This window comes from Aureimonas psammosilenae, from assembly GCF_009176975.1.
Lineage (GTDB): Bacteria > Pseudomonadota > Alphaproteobacteria > Rhizobiales > Rhizobiaceae > Plantimonas > Plantimonas psammosilenae.
In genome coordinates this window covers 140,648-159,058 of record NZ_WEZG01000002.1, presented here as the reverse complement: position 1 = coordinate 159,058, position 18,411 = coordinate 140,648, and the positions used below count along the sequence as shown (strand labels likewise).

Annotated in this window: 17 protein-coding genes; 8 read left to right on the top strand and 9 right to left on the bottom strand. The window is 65.3% G+C overall.

Annotated features, from left to right (window positions below):
* The first annotated feature begins 34 nt into the window (after window positions 1-34).
* On the top strand, window positions 35-454 hold the full coding sequence (locus F9929_RS04480; RefSeq protein ID WP_152045349.1) for a SufE family protein: 420 nt from the start codon (window positions 35-37) through the stop codon (window positions 452-454).
* 4 nt (window positions 455-458) lie between these two features.
* Here F9929_RS04480 and F9929_RS04475 read toward each other — a convergent pair whose 3' ends face one another.
* Together F9929_RS04475 and F9929_RS04470 are read right to left on the bottom strand one after the other, a co-directional pair.
* On the bottom strand, window positions 459-938 hold the full coding sequence (locus tag F9929_RS04475; protein WP_152045348.1) for a DUF6456 domain-containing protein: 480 nt from the start codon (window positions 936-938) through the stop codon (window positions 459-461).
* Entirely contained in the window at window positions 935-1,333 is a 399-nt protein-coding gene (locus F9929_RS04470) for a helix-turn-helix domain-containing protein (protein WP_152045347.1), read from the bottom strand. Before F9929_RS04470 ends, F9929_RS04475 begins: the two co-directional genes overlap by 4 nt.
* Before the next feature lie 223 nt (window positions 1,334-1,556).
* On the opposite strand from F9929_RS04470, the gene F9929_RS04465 reads away from it, so the two are divergent.
* Window positions 1,557-1,898 carry a hypothetical protein gene (locus F9929_RS04465; RefSeq protein WP_152045346.1) on the top strand — a complete coding sequence of 114 codons (342 nt, stop codon included), beginning with the start codon at window positions 1,557-1,559 and terminating at the stop codon, window positions 1,896-1,898.
* Between the two features lie 15 nt (window positions 1,899-1,913).
* Here the strand turns inward: F9929_RS04465 and F9929_RS04460 are convergent, their stop codons facing one another.
* Window positions 1,914-4,361: a putative bifunctional diguanylate cyclase/phosphodiesterase gene (locus F9929_RS04460; RefSeq protein WP_152045345.1), complete on the bottom strand. Its 2,448-nt coding sequence runs from the start codon at window positions 4,359-4,361 to the stop codon at window positions 1,914-1,916.
* A 281-nt stretch (window positions 4,362-4,642) separates the two neighbouring features.
* Here F9929_RS04460 and mprF point away from each other — a divergent pair, with 281 nt between their 5' ends.
* Both mprF and F9929_RS04450 read left to right on the top strand, forming a co-directional pair.
* Window positions 4,643-7,258 carry a bifunctional lysylphosphatidylglycerol flippase/synthetase MprF gene (mprF, locus tag F9929_RS04455; protein WP_152045344.1) on the top strand — a complete coding sequence of 872 codons (2,616 nt, stop codon included), beginning with the start codon at window positions 4,643-4,645 and terminating at the stop codon, window positions 7,256-7,258.
* On the top strand, window positions 7,255-8,733 hold the full coding sequence (locus tag F9929_RS04450; RefSeq protein ID WP_152045343.1) for a virulence factor family protein: 1,479 nt from the start codon (window positions 7,255-7,257) through the stop codon (window positions 8,731-8,733). Before mprF ends, F9929_RS04450 begins: the two co-directional genes overlap by 4 nt.
* A gap of 66 nt (window positions 8,734-8,799) precedes the next feature.
* Here the strand turns inward: F9929_RS04450 and F9929_RS04445 are convergent, their stop codons facing one another.
* A complete protein-coding gene (locus F9929_RS04445; RefSeq protein ID WP_152045342.1) occupies window positions 8,800-9,000 on the bottom strand; it encodes a hypothetical protein in 201 nt (66 codons plus the stop codon).
* A 2-nt stretch (window positions 9,001-9,002) separates the two neighbouring features.
* Window positions 9,003-9,182: a hypothetical protein gene (locus tag F9929_RS04440; protein WP_152045341.1), complete on the bottom strand. Its 180-nt coding sequence runs from the start codon at window positions 9,180-9,182 to the stop codon at window positions 9,003-9,005.
* 160 nt (window positions 9,183-9,342) lie between these two features.
* Here F9929_RS04440 and F9929_RS04435 point away from each other — a divergent pair, with 160 nt between their 5' ends.
* Window positions 9,343-11,286: an AI-2E family transporter gene (locus F9929_RS04435; protein ID WP_152045340.1), complete on the top strand. Its 1,944-nt coding sequence runs from the start codon at window positions 9,343-9,345 to the stop codon at window positions 11,284-11,286.
* Between the two features lie 78 nt (window positions 11,287-11,364).
* Here the strand turns inward: F9929_RS04435 and F9929_RS04430 are convergent, their stop codons facing one another.
* Both F9929_RS04430 and F9929_RS04425 read right to left on the bottom strand, forming a co-directional pair.
* A complete protein-coding gene (locus F9929_RS04430; RefSeq protein WP_152045339.1) occupies window positions 11,365-11,748 on the bottom strand; it encodes a response regulator in 384 nt (127 codons plus the stop codon).
* Entirely contained in the window at window positions 11,748-14,720 is a 2,973-nt protein-coding gene (locus F9929_RS04425) for a response regulator (RefSeq protein ID WP_152045338.1), read from the bottom strand. The genes F9929_RS04430 and F9929_RS04425 overlap by 1 nt, the downstream gene beginning before the upstream one ends.
* A 236-nt stretch (window positions 14,721-14,956) precedes the next feature.
* Here F9929_RS04425 and F9929_RS04420 point away from each other — a divergent pair, with 236 nt between their 5' ends.
* From F9929_RS04420 to F9929_RS04410, 3 genes are all read left to right on the top strand, one after another.
* On the top strand, window positions 14,957-15,202 hold the full coding sequence (locus F9929_RS04420; RefSeq protein ID WP_152045337.1) for a hypothetical protein: 246 nt from the start codon (window positions 14,957-14,959) through the stop codon (window positions 15,200-15,202).
* Between the two features lie 151 nt (window positions 15,203-15,353).
* Window positions 15,354-15,533: a hypothetical protein gene (locus F9929_RS04415; RefSeq protein WP_152045336.1), complete on the top strand. Its 180-nt coding sequence runs from the start codon at window positions 15,354-15,356 to the stop codon at window positions 15,531-15,533.
* A gap of 544 nt (window positions 15,534-16,077) precedes the next feature.
* The gene (locus tag F9929_RS04410; RefSeq protein WP_152045335.1) at window positions 16,078-16,560 is read left to right on the top strand and encodes a hypothetical protein; all 483 of its coding nucleotides are present in this window, start codon (window positions 16,078-16,080) and stop codon (window positions 16,558-16,560) included.
* A 37-nt stretch (window positions 16,561-16,597) separates the two neighbouring features.
* Here F9929_RS04410 and F9929_RS04405 read toward each other — a convergent pair whose 3' ends face one another.
* Together F9929_RS04405 and F9929_RS04400 are read right to left on the bottom strand one after the other, a co-directional pair.
* The gene (locus F9929_RS04405; protein ID WP_152045334.1) at window positions 16,598-18,106 is read right to left on the bottom strand and encodes an HWE histidine kinase domain-containing protein; all 1,509 of its coding nucleotides are present in this window, start codon (window positions 18,104-18,106) and stop codon (window positions 16,598-16,600) included.
* The gene (locus F9929_RS04400) at window positions 18,103-18,393 is read right to left on the bottom strand and encodes a circadian clock KaiB family protein (RefSeq protein WP_152045333.1); all 291 of its coding nucleotides are present in this window, start codon (window positions 18,391-18,393) and stop codon (window positions 18,103-18,105) included. The genes F9929_RS04405 and F9929_RS04400 overlap by 4 nt, the downstream gene beginning before the upstream one ends.
* Window positions 18,394-18,411 lie beyond the last annotated feature (18 nt).

Below are 18,411 nucleotides of genomic sequence, written 5' to 3'. Positions count from 1 at the left end.
ATCATCGCAAACCCGAGAGCCAAACGATATCGCCATGCCGGACTTCGCGGAGATCGCCGAGAACTTCGAGTTCCTGCAGGAGGAGAACGACAAGCTCGAATACATCATCGAGCTGGGCAAGCTTCACGCGACGCTGCCAGCTTCCGAACAAACGAGCGCGAACGAGGTTCACGGCTGCCAAAGCCGGGTCTGGATCGCCAGCCGTCCCGATCCGAGCGATCCGGACAAGCTCGTCTTCGACGGCACCTCGGACTCCTTTATCGTCCGGGGTCTGGTGGCGCTCGCAGTGATTCTGTTTTCAGGGCGCAGCCGCGCCGAGATCGCGGATCTCGATGCGGAATCGATCTTCGTCCAACTCGGGCTCCAGGCCTATCTCAGTTCCAAGCGCTCCAACGGGTTGCGGTCGGTGATCGCGCGGATCAAGAACGACGCCCGCGAACCGAGCGTCGCCTGATCCTTCAACCCTCGGGCGCTCGCCAGCGGCGGATGCGCCCTTCTTTTGCCCCCGACACGGCTTCCAGCCCGTAGTGCCGGGACAGGACGCCGAGCCCCGCCTTCAGAAGAAGCTTGGCGGAGCGGGCCGGCCAGCGGCGCTCGCGCTCCACTTGTTCCAGCCCCTTCAGAAAGCAGCAGACGTCGAGAAGAACGCCGGAGAGTTCCGGGCCGACCACCTGCAGCGCCCGTTCCACCCGGCCCCGCGCATCCAGCGCCGAATCGGACAGATCGCCCGCCCCACCGCTGTTCCGAGGGCCGCGCGGGCCGGCGTCCCAGCGCTGCGAGACCGATGGCATCATGCCGGCGCGCGTGAAATCCAGCCGCAACCGCTCGCCGGCCGCGGCTTCCACTAGGTTCAGGAACGGCTGGCCATCCGCACCCTTCCGGGTCGCCAAACGCGACAAGGGCGATTCGTCGTCGTTGAACCGGGGCGTCGCGCTCATCTGTCGTCCTTCGGCCGCAGCAGCGACAAGCAACTGATCGCCGTCGACTCGAGCCGGTCCAGCCGCTCGTCGAAAGCGCGGTCGTCGCGGCGATCCTCGACCAAGCGGACGGCGTGTCCGACGCTGGTGCGATCGCGCCCGAACTCGCGTCCGACGGAGGTGGGAGCCACCTGAAACACGACATGGGCGACATACATCGCGGCCTGCCGCGCGGCGGCCGTTTCGCGCGCGGCGCGGTCGGGCCGCTCGATCTCGCAGAGCGCCACATCGAAGGCGGCGCTCGCGATGTGGCGGGCGATGGCGCAGAGCAGCGCTTCGCGTTCCCGCGTCATGAACGTCATCGGCCGTCCGACCGGCACGAGTTCCTGTTTTGTTCTGTTTTCTTGTATCGACATGACTGGCCTCGCTCCTCGGCGAGAATCGAAGATGGCACACGCTCGACGGGAATAGGATAGATTTCCTATTCATCAAGTCCCAATCCACAATCGAGAGTGTAGGTTCCACAGGGGTTTGGCGCTGCCGAGCGATGTCATCGCGCTCGAAACAGCGCAAAATCTGTTCCCTATCCGTTCTCACCCCGCATTCTTGCGAAAACGCAGAATCACGAGGGGAACGGATATGGCGGCCCAGGCAAACGGCGCGGCGTCGAATCGGTTGAGACAAGCGCTCGACCGGCCGCGAATCACCGGTTTTTCGGCATCCGAGGAAACGGACGCGGCAGACCACCGCTTTCTTCTTCTACGGCTCGGGCTGTCGCTCAGCGATTGCGAAACGGTGCTGGCGGAAAAAACGGCGGCGACGGTGCCGGCCGAATTGCGCTCGCGCCTTCTCGACCGGTTGAAGCGCGAGCGCGAGAAGCTGATGCGCCTGGGCCGGGCGCGCAGCCGCGCCTACGACCTCAACCGCCATATCGCGGTCAGAAACGCGCTTGTCTGGATCGGTGGGGCCGCGCCGGCGTGAACCGCCTCTTCCCGCTCAGCCGACGGTCTTGGTGAGGAGGCCGTCACCCGCCTCCGGCCGACGATCCAGCGAGAACTGCATCATGAAGCGCGGCAGGTCGGACAAGGGCATGGGCTTGGCGAAGTGATAGCCCTGCATCTCGAAGCAGGACTCGGCGACGAGGGTTTCCATCTGGCGGCGGGTTTCCACGCCTTCCGCCATCACCGAAAGCCCCATGGCCTTCGACAGGCCGATGATGGCGCGCACGATCACCAGATTCTCGCGCTTGCCGAGATCGCGCACGAAGGACTGGTCGATCTTGACCTTGTCGAAGGGGAAGCGGCTGAGATAGCCGAGCGAGGAATAGCCTGTGCCGAAATCGTCCATGGCGATGCGCACGCCGAGCGCGCGAAGCGCCGTCAGCACCGCCATCACCCCGTCGCTATCCCCGAGGAACACGCTTTCGGTGACTTCGAGCTGAAGGCGATAGGGCTCGAAGCCGGTGCGCTCCAGAATCGTCGCGATGTCGTCCAGAAGGCTTTCGTTGCGGAACTGGACCGGCGAAAGGTTGACCGAGACGGTGAGGTCCTTCGGCCATTTCGCGGCATGGCCGCAGGCCGTTTCCAGCGCCCACAAACCGATCGGAGCGATGAGGCCGAGATCTTCCGCGATGGGGATGAACTCACCCGGCGACACGAGGCCGCGCTGCGGATGGCGCCAGCGGAGCAGCGCCTCGAAGCCGGCGATGGCATGCATCGGAACGTCGATATAGGGCTGGTAGAACAGCTCCAGCTCGCCCCGCTCTAGGGCGGCGGCGAGATCGATCTCGGTCTGGCGGCGCTGCTGGCTTTCGCGCTCCATTGCCGGCTCGAACGAGCGGATGCGCTTGCGGTTCGAAGCCTTCGCGGCGGCCAATGCCAGTTCCGCCTGCAAAATCAGGGCGTCGGCCGTGGTGGGCACATCCACGCCGCCGGGCGCCGGGGCGAGACCGATCGACACCTGAAGCTGCACGACGCGGCCTTCCACTTCGTAGGGCTCGCAAAGCGCCTGCTGCACGGCGGCGGCAAGGCCGGCGATGCCGTCCTTGGGCAGCGGACCGCTTCGGGCGATGGCGAACTCGTCGCCGCCGATCCGCGCCAGGAAATCGTCGGGGCCCGCGATGTCGGCGAGCCGCTCGGAAGCGAGTTTCAGAACCGCGTCGCCGATCGAATGGCCGAACGCCTCGTTGACGCCGCGCAAGCCGTCGATGTCGAGGATCAGGAGCGCCGGGCAGCCGGCCGGCCCCATCGAAAGAAGCGCGGTCTGGATGTGGTCGCTCAAGGCCTGCCGGTTGAAGAAGCCCGTCATGCCGTCGTGCGAAGCGGCGTGGTCGATGCGGGCGGCGGCCAGATGGCCTTCCGTCACGTCCTCGACGGTGACGATCCGTCCGCCGTCCGGCGCGTTGCGCCGACACACGGAGAAGATGCAACCGTCCGCGGAGCGGTGGGTGAAAACGCCGGGCTCGTTCGCCTTCGTCACGACGCCCTGAAGGCTGGGCAGCGCCGCGAGCACGGTGGCGCTCGTTCCGATGCTGATCTCGGCCTCGTCGAAGAGTTCCAGAAAGCGCGGGTTCACCATCGACACGCGCCCATGCGCGTCGAAGATGCAAAGGCCCTGCGACAGGCTTTCGATGGTCGAGCGCAGCTTGCCGTCGCGCGAGGTGCGCTCCTTGTCGATGACGTTGGCCTGCGTCGCCACCATGGTCTCGAAGCGGTCAAAGCGCTCGGCAAGGCTCGTCTGCATGCTGGCCATGGCCGACAGAAGCTCGCCGCCCTCGCCGCCCGAACGCCCGTTCAGCTTGGTGGACAGATCGCCGTTGGCGATGGAGCGGGCGAGTGCGGCGGCGCGGCGCAGGGCCGGCAGGATGGTCCAGGACAGGAACCAGACCACCGCGATCATGAGAATGGCGGCGGCCGCCACCAGGATCTGCATTTGGAGCATGGAGCGCTCGGTGATCGAGCCGACCTCCCCCTTCACGTCATAGGCGTCGGCGGCGAAGACGCGGACCGCCGCGCCGATCTCGTCGCGCGCGATCGAGATTTCGCGCTTCACCAGCCGCCCGGTCATGGCCTGCGCGGACAAGTCGAGCTTCGTCAGCCGGCGCCGCGTCTGGTCCACGATGCTGCGGCCCGACGAGGAGATCGATCCGGCGCTCGCCAGAAAGAGGTCGGCCTCGATCGCGGCAAGGCTTGTCTGAACGCGCTCGCCTTGTTCGGCCGCGAGCGGCGAGGCATCGCTCACGTCCAGCGCCGCCAGTTCGAAGCCGAGCGTCACGAGGCCGGTCTGGGCCGAGCGCAGGGAGTTGGTGGACAGGAGGGAGTTGTCGTAGAGGCGGCTCGCCAGGTCTCCGATCTCGCGCTGCGATGCCATCGCGAGATATCCCACCGCACCCGTCAGGGCGGTGAGGCAAAGGCATCCGGAGAAGATCTTCAAACGTATGGACATGGCCGTCGTGTCCCGGCTCGTCCGCTCGAGGCGGAGCGATACTGGAATGCTTCCCGAGCGACGATAGGCGGAAAACTTCAAGTTTTTCTTTAATTCGAACAAAGCGCGGTTGCGAGAACACGAACCCCTTTCGTGCCGGTTGCGTAGCGGGTCCGGGTTGATCGTCCTTAGCAACGCAATTAGAACGCATTCCCGTTGTCTTGCGCCCGAACAAGAGGAACCCGAACGCTCCATCGCGGCGCAGCACGGTCTGTCGATTCCATATGTCGGAAGATAAAACGATGTCGGTCAGCGCACGACGGCACGGCAACACGGCGCATGAGCGCGAGGCGGAAACGGAAAGCTGGTTCCAGCGCCACCGCGTGCCCATCAATCTCGTCGCCATGCTGTTCGTGCTGGCGGTGGTCGGCATCGCGATCTCGCGGCTGACGGCGGAAGTGCGCTACGACGAGATCGTCACCGCCTGGGCCGATACGAGCTGGTGGACGCTGGGTCTGGCGCTGCTCCTCACCCTCGGCAGCTTCCTCGCCCTCACCTTCTACGATGTCGGGGCGCTCAACTATGTCGGCCATCGCCTGCCCTGGCAGACCGTGGCGGTGACGGCCTTCTGCGCCTATGCCGTCGGCAACACGGCGGGCTTCGGACCTTTAAGCGGCGGCGCGATCCGCTACCGCGCTTATTCGCGCGTCGGCCTGTCGCCGGAGGAGATCGCCAAGGTCATCGCCTTCGTCACGCTCGCCTTCGGCCTCGGGCTTCTGGGCGTCGGCGCGCTGGCGCTTCTCTTCATCGCCGGCGAGGTCGCGCCGCTTCTTCACGTCGACGCGACGCTTCTGCACCTCATCGGCGCGGCGATTCTCGTTCTTCTCGTGGGCCTGCCCTTTGCCGGGCGGATCGGCGGCGAAACGCGCTTCGGCCGCTTGTCGCGCATCGCGCTGCGCCTGCCCAAACCCCGCGCGGCGGCCATCCAGTTCTTCATCACGGCGGCCGACGTCGCCTTTTCGGCCGGCGTCCTCTACGTCCTCCTGCCGCAGACCGACATCGGCTATCCCGCCTTTCTGGCGGTCTACGCGGTGGCCGTCGCGCTCGGCGTTCTCAGCCACGTTCCCGCCGGCCTCGGCGTCTTCGAGACGGTGATCATCGCCGCGCTCGGCCGCTCCATCGATGTCGATCAGGTGCTCGGCGCGCTGGTTCTCTACCGCATCGTCTACCATCTGATCCCGCTGGTTCTCGCCAGCCTATGCGTCAGCGTGATCGAGCTTCAGCGCGCCGCGACGAGCCCGCTGGGGCGAAGCGTGCGCTCGGCCGGCACCCGCGTCGCCCCGCCGCTTCTGGCGACCTTCGGCCTGACGCTCGGCGCGATGCTGATCTTCTCCAGCGTCACCCCGACGCCGGACCACACGCTCCGCTACCTGTCCGGCGTCGTGTCGCTGCCGATCGTGGAAGGCGCGCACTTCATCGCCAGCATTCTCGGCGTCCTGATGCTGGTGATCGCGCGCGGCCTCGCGCAGCGGCTCGACGGCGCGTGGTGGGCGGCGCTCGTCACCACCGTCGCCGCGCTTCTCCTGTCGGTGCTGAAAGCCGTCGCGCTTTTCGAGGCCGGCTTCCTCGTCTTCTTCGCCTTCACGCTTCTGGCGAGCCGCCGGGAGTTCACCCGTTCGGCCTCCTTGTTCCGTCAGGCGCTGACGCCCGCCTGGCTTCTCGCCATGGCGACCATCGTGATCGGGGCCATCGTCGTCCTGTTCTTCGTCTACCGCGACGTCGACTATTCCAACGAACTCTGGTGGCAGTTCGAGTTCTCGTCGGAAGCGCCCCGTTCGCTGCGCGCCGCGCTCGGCATCGCGATCGTCGCCATCATCATCGCCGCGCGCAGCCTTCTGCGCCCGGCCGTCACGCACAACGCGCCCCCTTCCCCCGAAGAGCTCACCAAGGCCTTCGCGATCGCCGACGCGCAAGGCATCGCCGACGGCAATCTCGTGAAGATGGGCGACAAGAGCGTTCTCGTTTCCAACGACGGGCGCGCCTTCATCATGTATTCGCGCCAGGGCCGCTCCTTCGTCGCTTTGTTCGACCCGGTCGGCCCGCGCGAATGCTGGCAGGAACTCATCTGGCAGTTCATCGAGATGGCACGCGGCGAGGGTTGCCGCGCCGTGTTCTACCAAGTCTCGCCCGAAGGCCTGTCGCTCTATGCCGATGCCGGGCTTCAGGCATACAAGCTCGGGGAACTCGCCAGCGTCGACCTCAACGCCTTTCACCTCACCGGCGGAAAGCGCGCCGCGCTTCGTCAGGCGGTGACGCGCGGGGCGCGCGACGGCCTCACCTTCGAGTTCATCGACAAGGCCGACGTGCCGGCGATCATGCACGATCTTTCGGAGGTCTCCACCGCGTGGCTGGAACATCACAACACGCGCGAAAAGGGCTTCTCGCTCGGCGGCTTCGATCCGGACTACATCCTGTCGCAGCCGGTCGCGATCCTGAGACTCGAGGGTCGCATCGTCGCCTTCGCCAACGTTCTCCTCACGCAAACGCGGCAGGAAAGCTCGATCGACCTCATGCGCTTTTCGCCGGACGCGCCGAAGGGCTCGATGGACTTCCTGTTCCTGAAACTGATGGAGCATCTGAAGGAACAGGGCTTCACCGTCTTCAACCTCGGCATGGCGCCGTTGTCGGGCATGTCGGAGCGCCAGATCGCGCCGATCTGGAACCGCATCGGGCGCACCATCTTCGAGCATGGCGAGCGCTTCTATAACTTCCGGGGACTGCGCGCCTTCAAGGCGAAGTTCCATCCCGCCTGGCATCCGCGCTATCTGGCGGTGTCGGGCGGCATCAACCCGGTTCTGGCCCTGATGGACGCGACCATCCTCATCGGCGGCGGCTTGAAGGGAGTGCTTACCAAATGACCCGCCACCGTTTCGCCTGCGCCGCCCTCGCCGCGTCCCTTCTTCTGTCCGCCGCGCCGTCGCGCGCGCAGGCCCCGGCAACTCCGGCTCCGGCTCCGGCTCCGGCTCCGGCGGAATCCGAGGACACCGGCTACAAGACCGAGATCACGCTTCCCGACGGCACCAAGCGCACCGTTTCCACCGGCATGATCCCCTCGCCCCGCATCCTCGTGCCGGACGGCGACGAGATTTCGGGCGAGGTCGTGCTGATCTCCGACGCAGACGGCTGGAACGAGACGGAGGACGAACTCGCTTCCGACCTTCTCGACCAGAACGCCATCGTGATCGGCATCGACCTGCCGAGCTATCTGGCCGAACTGGAAAAGACCAAGGACGAGTGCGTCTACATGGTCTCCGACATCGAGCAGTTGAACCAGGAAACGCAGCGCGCCGCCAAGGATACCAATCTGCGCCTGCCGATCGTGGCGGGCATCGGCGCGGGCGGCGCGCTCGCGGTCGCGATGCTGGCGCAAACGCCCGACAACACGATCCAGGCGACGGTGGCGGTCGACCCCGAAGGCGGCATCACGCTGCAAAAGAACCTCTGCACCGAGGCCGAGCGCCAGGATCGCCACGGCAAGGCCGTCTACGGGTTGGAGAACCGCGACCTGCCCGATCCGGCGACCGTGATCTTCACCCCGGATGCCGACGAACACGGCCGTCACCACGTCGCCGCTTTGGCCGACAAGACGGACGGCATCACGGTCACCGAAACGGACGACGACGACGCCGTGTCGCAGCTTGGCCTCGCCATCGGCGATCTGATCGAGAAGGCAGGCGAAACCGATCCCGACGCCATGGGTCTGCCGCTCACCATTCTCGACGCCAAGCCGACGCGCGACACGATGGCCGTGATCTATTCCGGCGACGGCGGCTGGCGCGACATCGACAAGGAGGTCGGCGACATTCTCCAGAAGGACGGGGTGCCGACCGTCGGCGTCGATTCGCTGCGTTATTTCTGGAAGAAGCAGACGCCGGAACAAACGGCGGCGGATCTGTCCGCCATCATCGAGCGGTTCACCAAGCGCTGGGGCGTCTCGAAGGTCGTGCTGATCGGCTACTCCTTCGGCGCCGACATCATGCCCGCGACCTTCAACAAGCTGCCGCAGAAGGACAAGCAAGCGGTGTCGATGATCTCGCTTCTCGCCTTTTCCTCGCCCGGCGACTTCCAGATCTCGGTTTCGGGCTGGCTCGGCGTCGGCACGGCCGGCGACACGGACGGGGTAAAGGAAGCCGAAGCCATCGATCCGAAGCTCATCCAGTGCGTCTTCGGGACAGAGGACGAGGACGATGCCTGCAAGCGGTTGAAGGATCGCGGGGTGGAAATGGTCGGCATCACGGGCGGCCACCATTTCGACGAGGATTATACGGCACTCGCCAACAAGATCCTCGCCGCGCTCGACCGGCGCATCAAGCCGGAAGCGGCGCAGAAATAGTCCAGGATAAAGGGGCGCCTTTCGAGAGAACGGCGCCCCTTCTCGCATTCACTTGCTGGCTCGCATTCACTTGTCGGCGGGCTCGTGGCTGTGACGCCGATCCTGCTCGCCGCCGCCGCCCGAAACGCGGCTGTCGGGGCCGTTAGTCGGCTGGCCCGGCTTCGGGCCGCGATCGGCCGTCGGGTCCGGCAGGTCGGAGCGCTGGTGGCTGCTGCCGGGACCGCCATGATGCCGGTTCGCGGCACCGGTCTTGGAAGATGTCGACATGATCATCGGTCCTGCTGATGGCCCTGATGGGTCGTATTGACCTTGGAATTGCCCTGCTGTCCCTGCTTGTCGGGGTTGCCGACGCCCGCGCCGCTCGATGCGGCGAGGTCGGGATGCGCGTCGCCGCCCGGCCCCTTGGGGCTGCGGCTGTCGGCGGGCACTGGGGGCGCCTTGGCGCTCATGGAATTTCCTCCGATCGTCCTTGATGGAAGAGGAATCGCCCGAGACCCGATGCGGTTCCGAGCTTTCGGAATGCGCACTGGCGCTAACGCGGCCTGACGCTATCTCCATCATCCATTCCGGATGTGCCCCGAAGGCATGCCAACCGAACGGACGTAAGCCTTGGACATCGTCACCTCGCAGAAGCTGAAGACGGCTCTTCCGCTCTTCAACGCGCTTGCCGTCAGCCTCCTGATTCTCGCGATCGGGAGCATCCTGTTCCTCGGCCGCGAGATCTTCGTGCCTTTCGCGCTGGCGATCCTCCTGTCCTTCGCGCTGGCCCCGATCGTGAACCTCCTTCTCTGGGCGCGCGTGCCGCAAGGCCTTGCCATCGTCGGCGCGGTGGTCACGGCGCTGATCGCGCTCGGCCTCGTGGGCTTCGTGATCGTCAGCCAGCTTTCGGCGCTGGCGACGGAGCTTCCGAACTACCAGACGACGATGCAGCGCAAGATCGAGGGCCTCGCCACGTCGACCGATACCGAGCGAGGGCCGATCGGCGGTTTGGCGGCGATGATTTCCGAAATGCGCGAGGACTTCTCCAATATCGGCGGCGCGAAGAACGAGCGGGAAGGCGCGGCGGAGAACCGGCCGATGCCGGTCACCATCCAATCGGACGAAAGCCCGTTCTCGACGCTGTCCACCTACGTCTCGCCGCTCCTGCATCCGCTGGCGACGGTCGGCATCGTCTTCATCTTCGCGCTGTTCATTCTCGCCCAGCGCGAGGACCTTCGGAACCGCTTCATCCGTCTTGCCGGCACCGACGATCTGCAGCAGACGACCGCCGCCATCGACGACGCGGCACGGCGTCTCGGCAAGCTCCTTCTCACCCAGCTTGCGGTGAATACGGGCTATGCCATCGTCACCAGTCTCGGGCTTCTGGCGATCGGCGTTCCGAGCCCGTTCCTGTGGGGCATTCTCGGCGGCATCCTGCGCTACGTGCCCTATATCGGCGGCGTCATCGGTGCGGCGCTGCCCGTGGCGCTGGCCTTCGCGGTCGATCCGGGCTGGTCGATGGCGATCTACACCATCGTGCTTTTCGCCGTGGTCGATCCCGTTCTCGGCCACGTGGTCGAGCCGATGCTCTATGGCCATTCCAGCGGGCTGTCGCCGATCGCGGTGATTCTGGCCGCCGCCATCTGGGCCCTGATCTGGGGTCCCGTCGGGCTGATCCTCGCGACGCCCCTGACGATCTGCCTCGTCGTGATGGGCCGATACGTGAAGCGCCTTCAGGTCATCGACATCCTGCTGGGGGATCGACCGGCCTTGTCGCCGCCGGAGATCTTCTACCAGCGCATGCTCGGCGGGGCGACGCGGGAAGCCTCGTCGCAGGCCCGCGATGTCCTGAAGGGCCGCGCCCTTTCCACCTATTACGACGAGATCGCCTTGGAGGGCCTCCGCCTCGCGCACGAGGATGTCGCGCGCTTCGCGGTGCAGGGCGACCGTTTGGAAACGCTCCGGCGCTCGACGCTCGATCTCGTGCATCGGCTGGAAGGCATCGAAAGCCCGTTGCCACGCGGCGGTTCGCTTCGGCCGGAAGCGGCGGCCGCCGTTGATGCCGTCGGCCCGGACACGACATCGGCCCGCATCGTGCGAAGCCGTTCCGAGCTCAGCCCGCAATGGCGTGGGCAGACGCCGATCGTCTGCGTCGCCGGCAACAACCCGCTCGATCTGCCGATCGCCGCGATGCTGGCGCAGGTTCTGACCAAGCACGGGCTTCGTGCGCGGGTGACGACGGTGAAGGATCTGATGGCCTCGACCCCGACGCCAGACCAGGTGAAGGACGTCGCGCTCGTCTGCCTGTGCTTCGTGGAGCCGCTCAGCATGCTGCACCTGCGTCATATGGCGCGGCAGGTGCATCGGCTCGCGCCCGGCACCAATGTCCTCATCGGCATCTGGCGCCAGCGCGATCCCGAACTCGTCGCCAAGCTGAAGCAGCGGCTTCGCGTCGGCGGTGTCGTCACCACCCTGAACGAGGCCCTGACGGCGGCGCTCAACCTGTCGAAGCAGGAGCAGGCGCCGGCCATCGCCGCCGAACCGCGCGTAGATCGCCAGCTCGCTCGGGCCTGAAGCGCCCTCCCCCGAACGAAAAAGCCTCCCCGCGAGGGGAGGCCTCAAAAAGGCGCAAGGACGCTGCGGAGCCGGGCGTCAGCTTGCCTGCGCGGCAGTCTCGGGCACAAGCGCGTCGATCTGCGCCAGGAGCTTGGTAAAGTCCAGCGGCTTGGCGTGATAGTCGTCGCAACCGGCCGCGATGGTCTTTTCGCGGTCGCCCGACATGGCATGGGCCGTCAGCGCGATGATCGGCATGCGCGGAATGCTCGAATCGGCGCGGATCGTGCGCGCCGCCGTCCAGCCGTCCAGAATCGGCAGATTCATATCGAGAAGGATCAGATCGGGCTTGGCGACCTTGGCCTTCTCCACCCCGTCCTGTCCGTCGAAGGCCAGAACCACATCGAAGCCACGCCGTTTGAGACGGCGGGACAGGAAGTCCCAAATCTCCTCGTGATCCTCGACAAGCAGGATACGCCTCATCAGCCGTGCTCCGATTCCATGGGCCAAGCAACAGTGCGCCCGGCGGCACCTTGCGACTTATCCCGAGTAACGCGCAACTGCCCGATAAGGTCCTTCATGCCGACCTGCCCCTTGGAAAGAACCTTGTCGGCTTTTCCCTTGAGAACACGCCAGTCCTCGCGATCGATATCCTTGGCGGTCAGCACCACGACGGGAATGTCGGCCCATTCCGGCTTGTCCCTGAATTCGCGAAGGAATTCGAAACCGTCCATCACCGGCATCATCAGGTCGAGCAGAACGAGGCTCGGACGTTTCTCCTCGGCCCGCTTCAAGGCATCCGCGCCGTTCGTCGCCGTATCCACCTCGAAGCCCGCGCGGGTGAGCATGACGCTGGCCCGCGAAAGCGCATCCGCGTCGTCGTCGATGGCGAGGATGCGAATCGGCTCCGTCAGCGCGAGCTTGTCGACGACGCCCTTCAACCGGTCCCATTCCACCGGCTTCACCAAGTAATCAGCCGCGCCCAGCGAATAGCCGAGACTGTGCTCGTCGATCACCGTCACCATCACCACGGGAATGGCCTGGAGGTCCGGGTCGTGCTTCAACTCCGTCAACACTTCCCAGCCGTCCATGCGGGGCATGGTGACGTCGAGAAGGATGATGCTCGGGCGAAGGTCGCGGGCGAGCTGCAACCCGCTGACGCCATCGGCGGCGGTTTGGACGGCAAAACCTTCCTTGGTGAGGAAGCGGGTCATCAGATCGCGCGCCGAACGATCGTCGTCGATCACGAGAACAAGGCCCGCGGCCCCTTCCGGCGTTCCGGCGGGCTCCAGGCTTTCCACCACGTCCTCGGGCCTTGAGGTTTCGATCTCGGCCGGCACGAGGATGGTGAAGCACGAGCCCTTGCCCTCTTCGCTCGCCACGTTGATGTCGCCGCCGAGCATCCGCGAAAACGAGCGCGTGATGGCGAGGCCGAGGCCCGTGCCGCCGAAGCGGCGCGTCGTGGAGGCGTCGGCCTGCGTGAAGCGCTCGAAGAGCTTCTGCGTTTGTTCCAGCGACATGCCGATGCCCGTGTCGCTGACGGCGAAGGACACCCAGTCGCGCCCGTCGCGCTGCACGCGCTCGGCCACGAGGCGGATCGTTCCGTTCTCCGTGAACTTGGCGGCGTTGGAAAGAAGGTTGATCAGGCACTGGCGCAGCTTCACCTGATCGGAACTCATCGAGCCGAGCCCTTCCTTCTCCTCGATCTCCAGCCGGTTACCCTTCTTCTCGATCAAGGGCGCGACGGTGGAGGCGATGTCGGCCAGGGCCTCGGAGATATCGAAATTCTCGGCGAAGACCTCCATCCGATCAGCCTCGATCTTGGACAGGTCGAGAACATCGTTGATGAGGCTCAGGAGATGGCGGGCGTTGCCCTTGATCTTCCTGAGGTCGTCGAGGAAGTCCTCCTGCCCGAGGTCTTCCGCTTCCTCTTCCAGCATCTCGGTATAGCCGATCACCGCCGAAAGCGGGGTGCGCAGCTCGTGGCTCATGTTGGCGAGGAACTGGCTCTTGGCCTTGTTGGCGCTTTCGGCGGCATCGCGCGCCGAGGCGAGTTCCTCCTCGAAGGCGCGCTGCTTGGTGACATCGGTATTGGTGCCGAACCAGCGGAAGACGCGGCCGGTATCGTCCTTGATCGGCAGGGCCTGCGACAGGAACCAGCGGAAGCTGCCGTCGGCGCTGCGGAGAGGAAACGTGTCCTCCCAGACGTCGCCGGACCGGAGCGCCTCCTGAAAAGCGGCCACCACGCGTTCCTCGTGGTCGGGGTGATGCACCTTGCGCCAGCCGAGGCCCTGCATCTCCTCCAGCGTCGTGCCGGTGTAATCGTACCAGCGCTTGTTGTACCAGGAGATGCTGCCGGACTCGTCGGCGATCCAGGCCATCTGCGGGATGCTGTCGGCGATCATGCGGAAGCGCGCTTCGCTTTCCCGCGTGCGCTTGCCCGCTTCCACCTCCTCCGTTTCGTCCTTGGCGATGATGCCGACGCCGTGGTCGAGCGACTGGTTGCCGCGCTTGGTGAGCGACAAGGGGAACAAGCCGACGGAAAGAACGCGCTCGCCGCCGTCCTTGGCCGGAACGAGAACCTCGATGTCGCTGGCGCCGGTGCGCCCGGCGATCATGCTTTCGAGAAGCCGGCGCAGATTGGCGCCGAGGGTCGGATAAACGGTGAAGATGTCGCCGCCGACCGGCACGCCCTCCTCCACGCCGAGAAGACGGGAGAACAGCGGATTGGCGCGTTGCAGCCGCAACCGCGAATCCACGAAGGCCATGCCCACCGGCGCGTTGTTGATGACGCGCTCCAGAAGTTGCGAGGTGCGCCGGCCTTCCCGGTGCCGGCGAAAGGCGAGGATGGCGAGCGCCAGCCCGACGATCAGCACGATAAAGAAGGCGAAGGTCGCGATGCGCCCGTCGCGCCGGTTCAGTTCCTCGGCCGCCATCACGCGGTCGCGCGCGTTCTTCTGCGCGGTGTCGATATCGACGCGGAAGGCGTCCATGTTGGCCTTGCCGCGTCCGCTGCGAACGATCGCGGCGGCGGGCTCGAAGCCTTCGCGGCTTCGGACGTCGATCACCTCGCGGATATAATTGAGTTCGTAACGGGTCGACGCCTCGATGCGCTCGAGAAGCATCGTGTCGGTGCCGGTAGCCAACCAGTCCTGCCGCAGCTTCGCCAACGAGGGCTCCACTTCCGGCGAAGACGCTCGATACGGATCGAGAAACGCGTCCACCCCGGTCAGAACATAACCACGCCCGCTCGTTTCCATGGAGATCAAGTCGGCGAGCAGTCTTTCGGTGGAACTGAGAAGCTCGGACTCGGCGTCGATCGCTTCCGCTCTTTTTGCGGAAGCGTAGGTGGCCGTGGCATAGGCCGCAAGGGCCGCCAGAAGCAGAAGACCAGCCACCACGAAGGGCCAAGCCCCGTAGCGTGTCGCCGGAGTATCGGAAATGGACCTGATCACTGCGCCGACCGTCTCCCCAAGCCGTCTTCGTCGCTTCGATCCGAAGCTCGTGCGGACCCGCCGAGATCAACTTCGGCGACACCATCCGGTTCAGATAGTCGCAGCCTCGACGGAGACCATGCGGACCGCCCGCTGCATGCTTCAAGGACTTGTCATGATTCACGAAATCGTGCGGAACCGGAAGGGCCCCAATCTGTTCATCTCACAACGACAAACTCAATGAGCGGATGACTTCCATGCACCTTCGTGAGAACAGAATCGAGCGTGCCGAACGTCGGGTGCGCGAAGCCGAAGCCAATGTGGAGCGCCAGAAGGCCAAGCTCGCCGCGATCGAAGCGCGCGGCGACCGGCACGGCTTCCGGACGGCGCGCGAGGTGCTGCAGTCCTTCAAGGACGCGGTTCAGGCCATGAAGCTTCGCCTGCGCGAAGCCAGACACCGGAACGATCCCAAGCGGTCCGAACAATTGCCGACCACGCTCTGACGCTTTCTTAAACAGCATTCACGATCACCCCGGCTGGTTTGACCCGCCGGGGTATTTTTATGGGACGATGAGTTGGAAGAACGGGCGACGTTCTGGCACGGGAATTGCTGCAACATCATCAAATCACCGGCAGACTTGCGAGGAGGCAGGAATGGTCGGCCATATCGATACGGAGCCAGCGGCGACACGTATCAAAACAGGACGCTCGCTTCGCAGGCTCGCCAGTATCGGTATCGTTTTGGGACTATGCGGCGGCGTTCTCGTCGCCTGGAACCTGCTGCTGCTTTGGGGTGCGATCAAGCTGATCCAATGGATCGGGCAGGTGCTTTGATGCCCCATGTCTTCATCGAAGAAGGTGCAGCGCGCCGATGGAGAAGCTGTCGGCGCTCAGTGGGTCTCGTTCCGGACGTTTCGAGTCACATCCGGAAGGCCACTAGCATGGAGAGCCAGAGAATGGCGCTCGCCATCACGGCCGTCATCAAGCCAGCAGCAGGTGTGCTGAGCTGCGTACCGACTTCAAAGCGCTTGAACTGATGGATATGCCGCAACGAAGAGCCCTCCCAAGCTCAGTAAGCTAACCAGCACCTATAAAGTTTTCACAAAAAACAAACAATGGAAACACGTATGTGACATTCCGTTGTCGATAACCCGGCAAAATATGCCGTTCGGTGCCTCGACTTCCCGATACCATGCCCTTCCGTAAGGAATCCTCACCAGATAGATGGTGCAGACGGGCTCACGGCCGGGAACCGGCTGTTGAGTTTCGTCCACAGTACGAAGCTAAATTTCGAAGCTGGCGCCAAACTTTCGCTCGTCGGCATTGGCGAAACCTCGTTCGGTGCCCAAAATCAGTGTCGTTTTAAACGAATGTGTTGATGACCATGATTTACCGATTCGCCGTTGCGGCCATGACCTGTGCGCTCGCCGGCTGCATGAATGTCAGCCCCCTTCCCTTCGCGCAGTCGGAACAAAGGTTCGGTTATCAGGGAGCGGACCTGGGAGAACGCGCTTCTTCCGAACGGCAAGAAGCCGTCGCGTTGCCGCGACAGTCCAGCCTTCCCGCGCCGCGAGAGCCGGAAGTCGCCGCTGCCGCTTCGGCTCCCCTCTCCTCCGACCCCGACGTTTCGCGTCCCGCCTTGTTGCCCTACGACGAAAGCCGGGACCCGCATGTCATGGCGGTGCTCCTGCCGGACATCTCGGCGGAGACGACCGACCGGGTTTATGCCAGGCGCGCGAACGGAACGATCATTCTGCCCTCGTCCGCGAAAATCCCGGTGATCGAGACGGCGGATGTGCGCGAAGCGCTGCTCGCCGGCTCTCACGAGGTCGCATTCGGCGAAACACCGGCGTCGCAGTAACGCCGGCAGCTCCCGCCACAAGCTCGGCCGGCGCCGATCAAGCGGCCGGCAGGGCCTGCGGCTGCATCTGCACGTCTTCCCAGGGCACGTTGACGACGCAGCGCAGCCCCTCGGGCAGGAAGTTCAGTTCGGCACCGCCGCCCGGTGCATAAGACAGGCTGCGGGCAATCACGGTGCGCCCGAAGCCGCGGCGCGTCGGCTCCTGCAGGGGCGGGCCATCGGCCTCTTCCCAGCGAATACGAAGCGCCTGCCCGCCCTCGTCCAACTCGCCGGCAACAGTGATGCGGCCTTCCACCACGGACAGCGCACCGTATTTGACGGCATTCGTCGCAAGCTCATGGATGATGAGTCCGAGGGCGGTGGCCGCGCGCGGCGAAACCCAGACGTCGAGCCCGGTCAGTTCCAGACGCGCATCCCCTTCCGCGACATAGGGCGCGAGTTCGGCGCTCACGATGTCCTTCACCAGAAGGTTGGACCAGGACTTCTCCGCCAGAAGCGTATGGGTGGCGGCAAGCGCGTGGATGCGCCCGAGAAACGCCTTGCGAAAGCCCTCGACGGTGTCTTCCATGGATGTGGTACGCGTGCAGATCGAGGCCACGAGCGCCAGCGTGTTCTTCACGCGGTGGTCGAGTTCGCGCATGAGAAGAAGCTGCTGACGCTCCGCCGCTTTTCTCTGCGTCAGGTCCACCATCGTCACGACGCAGCCGCGAATATCGTTGCCGGTGACGGTCAGCGGCGCGGCGCTGACTAGAAGATTGCGGTCCCCGGCCGGGTCGCGCACGGCCGCTTCCATGCCCTGCACCATCGCGCCGCCGACCGCCATGGCGATCAGATCTTCGCCGGCGAACAGGCCCGTCATGTCGGGCAGAACGAGGGGCAGCGCTTCGTCGAAGGGAAGGCCGAGCGGGTCCTGCGTCGCGATCGCACGGGCCGCGCCGTTGGCATGGGTGATGCGGCCTTCCGGGTCGCAGACCACCACGGCCTCGGCCGCCGAAGCGAGGATCGCGCGCGCCAAACGCTCGGACTCCTCGATGGCCGCCAAGCGCTGGCGCTCGGTGATGTCGGTGAAGGTCAGGGCGATGCCGGCCGTCGGCCCGAGGCGCAAGGCCCCGGCGGTGGCGAGGATCTGCCGCTCGCCGCTCGCTCGCACGGCCTTCAGCTCCACCGATCGACGCCCGCCCTCGCCGGGAGACAGAAGATCGGCCAGAAGCGCGCGGGAACCCTCGGTCAGGAAGGGCGACAGCCCGGCGGCCTGCAGTTCCTCGCTCGCGCAGCCGAGAAGCGCGCACAGGGCGCTGTTGGCGTAGAGGACGCGGCCGCCATCATCGAGCGCGGCCGCGCCGATCTCCATCGCCTCCATGAAGACCCGGTAGGGCTCCGGGCCGGCTTCCAGTGTGAAGACTTCGTGCGGACGGGTGCCGCCGATCACCAGCGCGTCGACCTCGCCGTTCTGGATCGCCCGGATCGTTTCCTCGGCTTCTTCCAGACGCTGGCGCAGTTCCAGCGTCTCGGATGCCGCATCCGTCGACAAGGCTCTGCCGCTCATGCCGCGCCGACCGACAGATGCACCAGAACCTTCTGCGTATCGGACAGGTCGCCGATGATCTTGCGCATCGGCTCGGGCAGTTCGCGCACCAGCGTCGGGATCGCGACGATATTGTGCTCGCGCGCCAGTTGCGGGTTCTTGCGCAGGTCCACGACGTCGATCGTGAAACGGCCGGGCAGATGCTCCCGGCAGATGCGATCGAGGTTTTCGATCGCCGCCAGGGACTTCGGTGTCTGCCCCGCGATGTAAAGCGTCAGGCGAACGGGCGGGGTGGGCGATGTCGTCATGTTCGTCTTTCCGGCGCG

Coding starts and splice junctions, on each gene's coding strand:
- mprF (WP_152045344.1), top strand. CDS start 4,643: ATGTCGGTCAGCGCACGACGGCACGGCAACACGGCGCATGAGCGCGAG.
- F9929_RS04420 (WP_152045337.1), top strand. CDS start 14,957: ATGCACCTTCGTGAGAACAGAATCGAGCGTGCCGAACGTCGGGTGCGC.
- F9929_RS04445 (WP_152045342.1), bottom strand. CDS start 9,000: ATGTCGACATCTTCCAAGACCGGTGCCGCGAACCGGCATCATGGCGGT.
- F9929_RS04410 (WP_152045335.1), top strand. CDS start 16,078: ATGACCATGATTTACCGATTCGCCGTTGCGGCCATGACCTGTGCGCTC.
- F9929_RS04475 (WP_152045348.1), bottom strand. CDS start 938: ATGAGCGCGACGCCCCGGTTCAACGACGACGAATCGCCCTTGTCGCGT.
- F9929_RS04440 (WP_152045341.1), bottom strand. CDS start 9,182: ATGAGCGCCAAGGCGCCCCCAGTGCCCGCCGACAGCCGCAGCCCCAAG.
- F9929_RS04480 (WP_152045349.1), top strand. CDS start 35: ATGCCGGACTTCGCGGAGATCGCCGAGAACTTCGAGTTCCTGCAGGAG.
- F9929_RS04450 (WP_152045343.1), top strand. CDS start 7,255: ATGACCCGCCACCGTTTCGCCTGCGCCGCCCTCGCCGCGTCCCTTCTT.
- F9929_RS04400 (WP_152045333.1), bottom strand. CDS start 18,393: ATGACGACATCGCCCACCCCGCCCGTTCGCCTGACGCTTTACATCGCG.
- F9929_RS04430 (WP_152045339.1), bottom strand. CDS start 11,748: ATGAGGCGTATCCTGCTTGTCGAGGATCACGAGGAGATTTGGGACTTC.
- F9929_RS04465 (WP_152045346.1), top strand. CDS start 1,557: ATGGCGGCCCAGGCAAACGGCGCGGCGTCGAATCGGTTGAGACAAGCG.
- F9929_RS04470 (WP_152045347.1), bottom strand. CDS start 1,333: ATGTCGATACAAGAAAACAGAACAAAACAGGAACTCGTGCCGGTCGGA.
- F9929_RS04415 (WP_152045336.1), top strand. CDS start 15,354: ATGGTCGGCCATATCGATACGGAGCCAGCGGCGACACGTATCAAAACA.
- F9929_RS04460 (WP_152045345.1), bottom strand. CDS start 4,361: ATGTCCATACGTTTGAAGATCTTCTCCGGATGCCTTTGCCTCACCGCC.
- F9929_RS04405 (WP_152045334.1), bottom strand. CDS start 18,106: ATGAGCGGCAGAGCCTTGTCGACGGATGCGGCATCCGAGACGCTGGAA.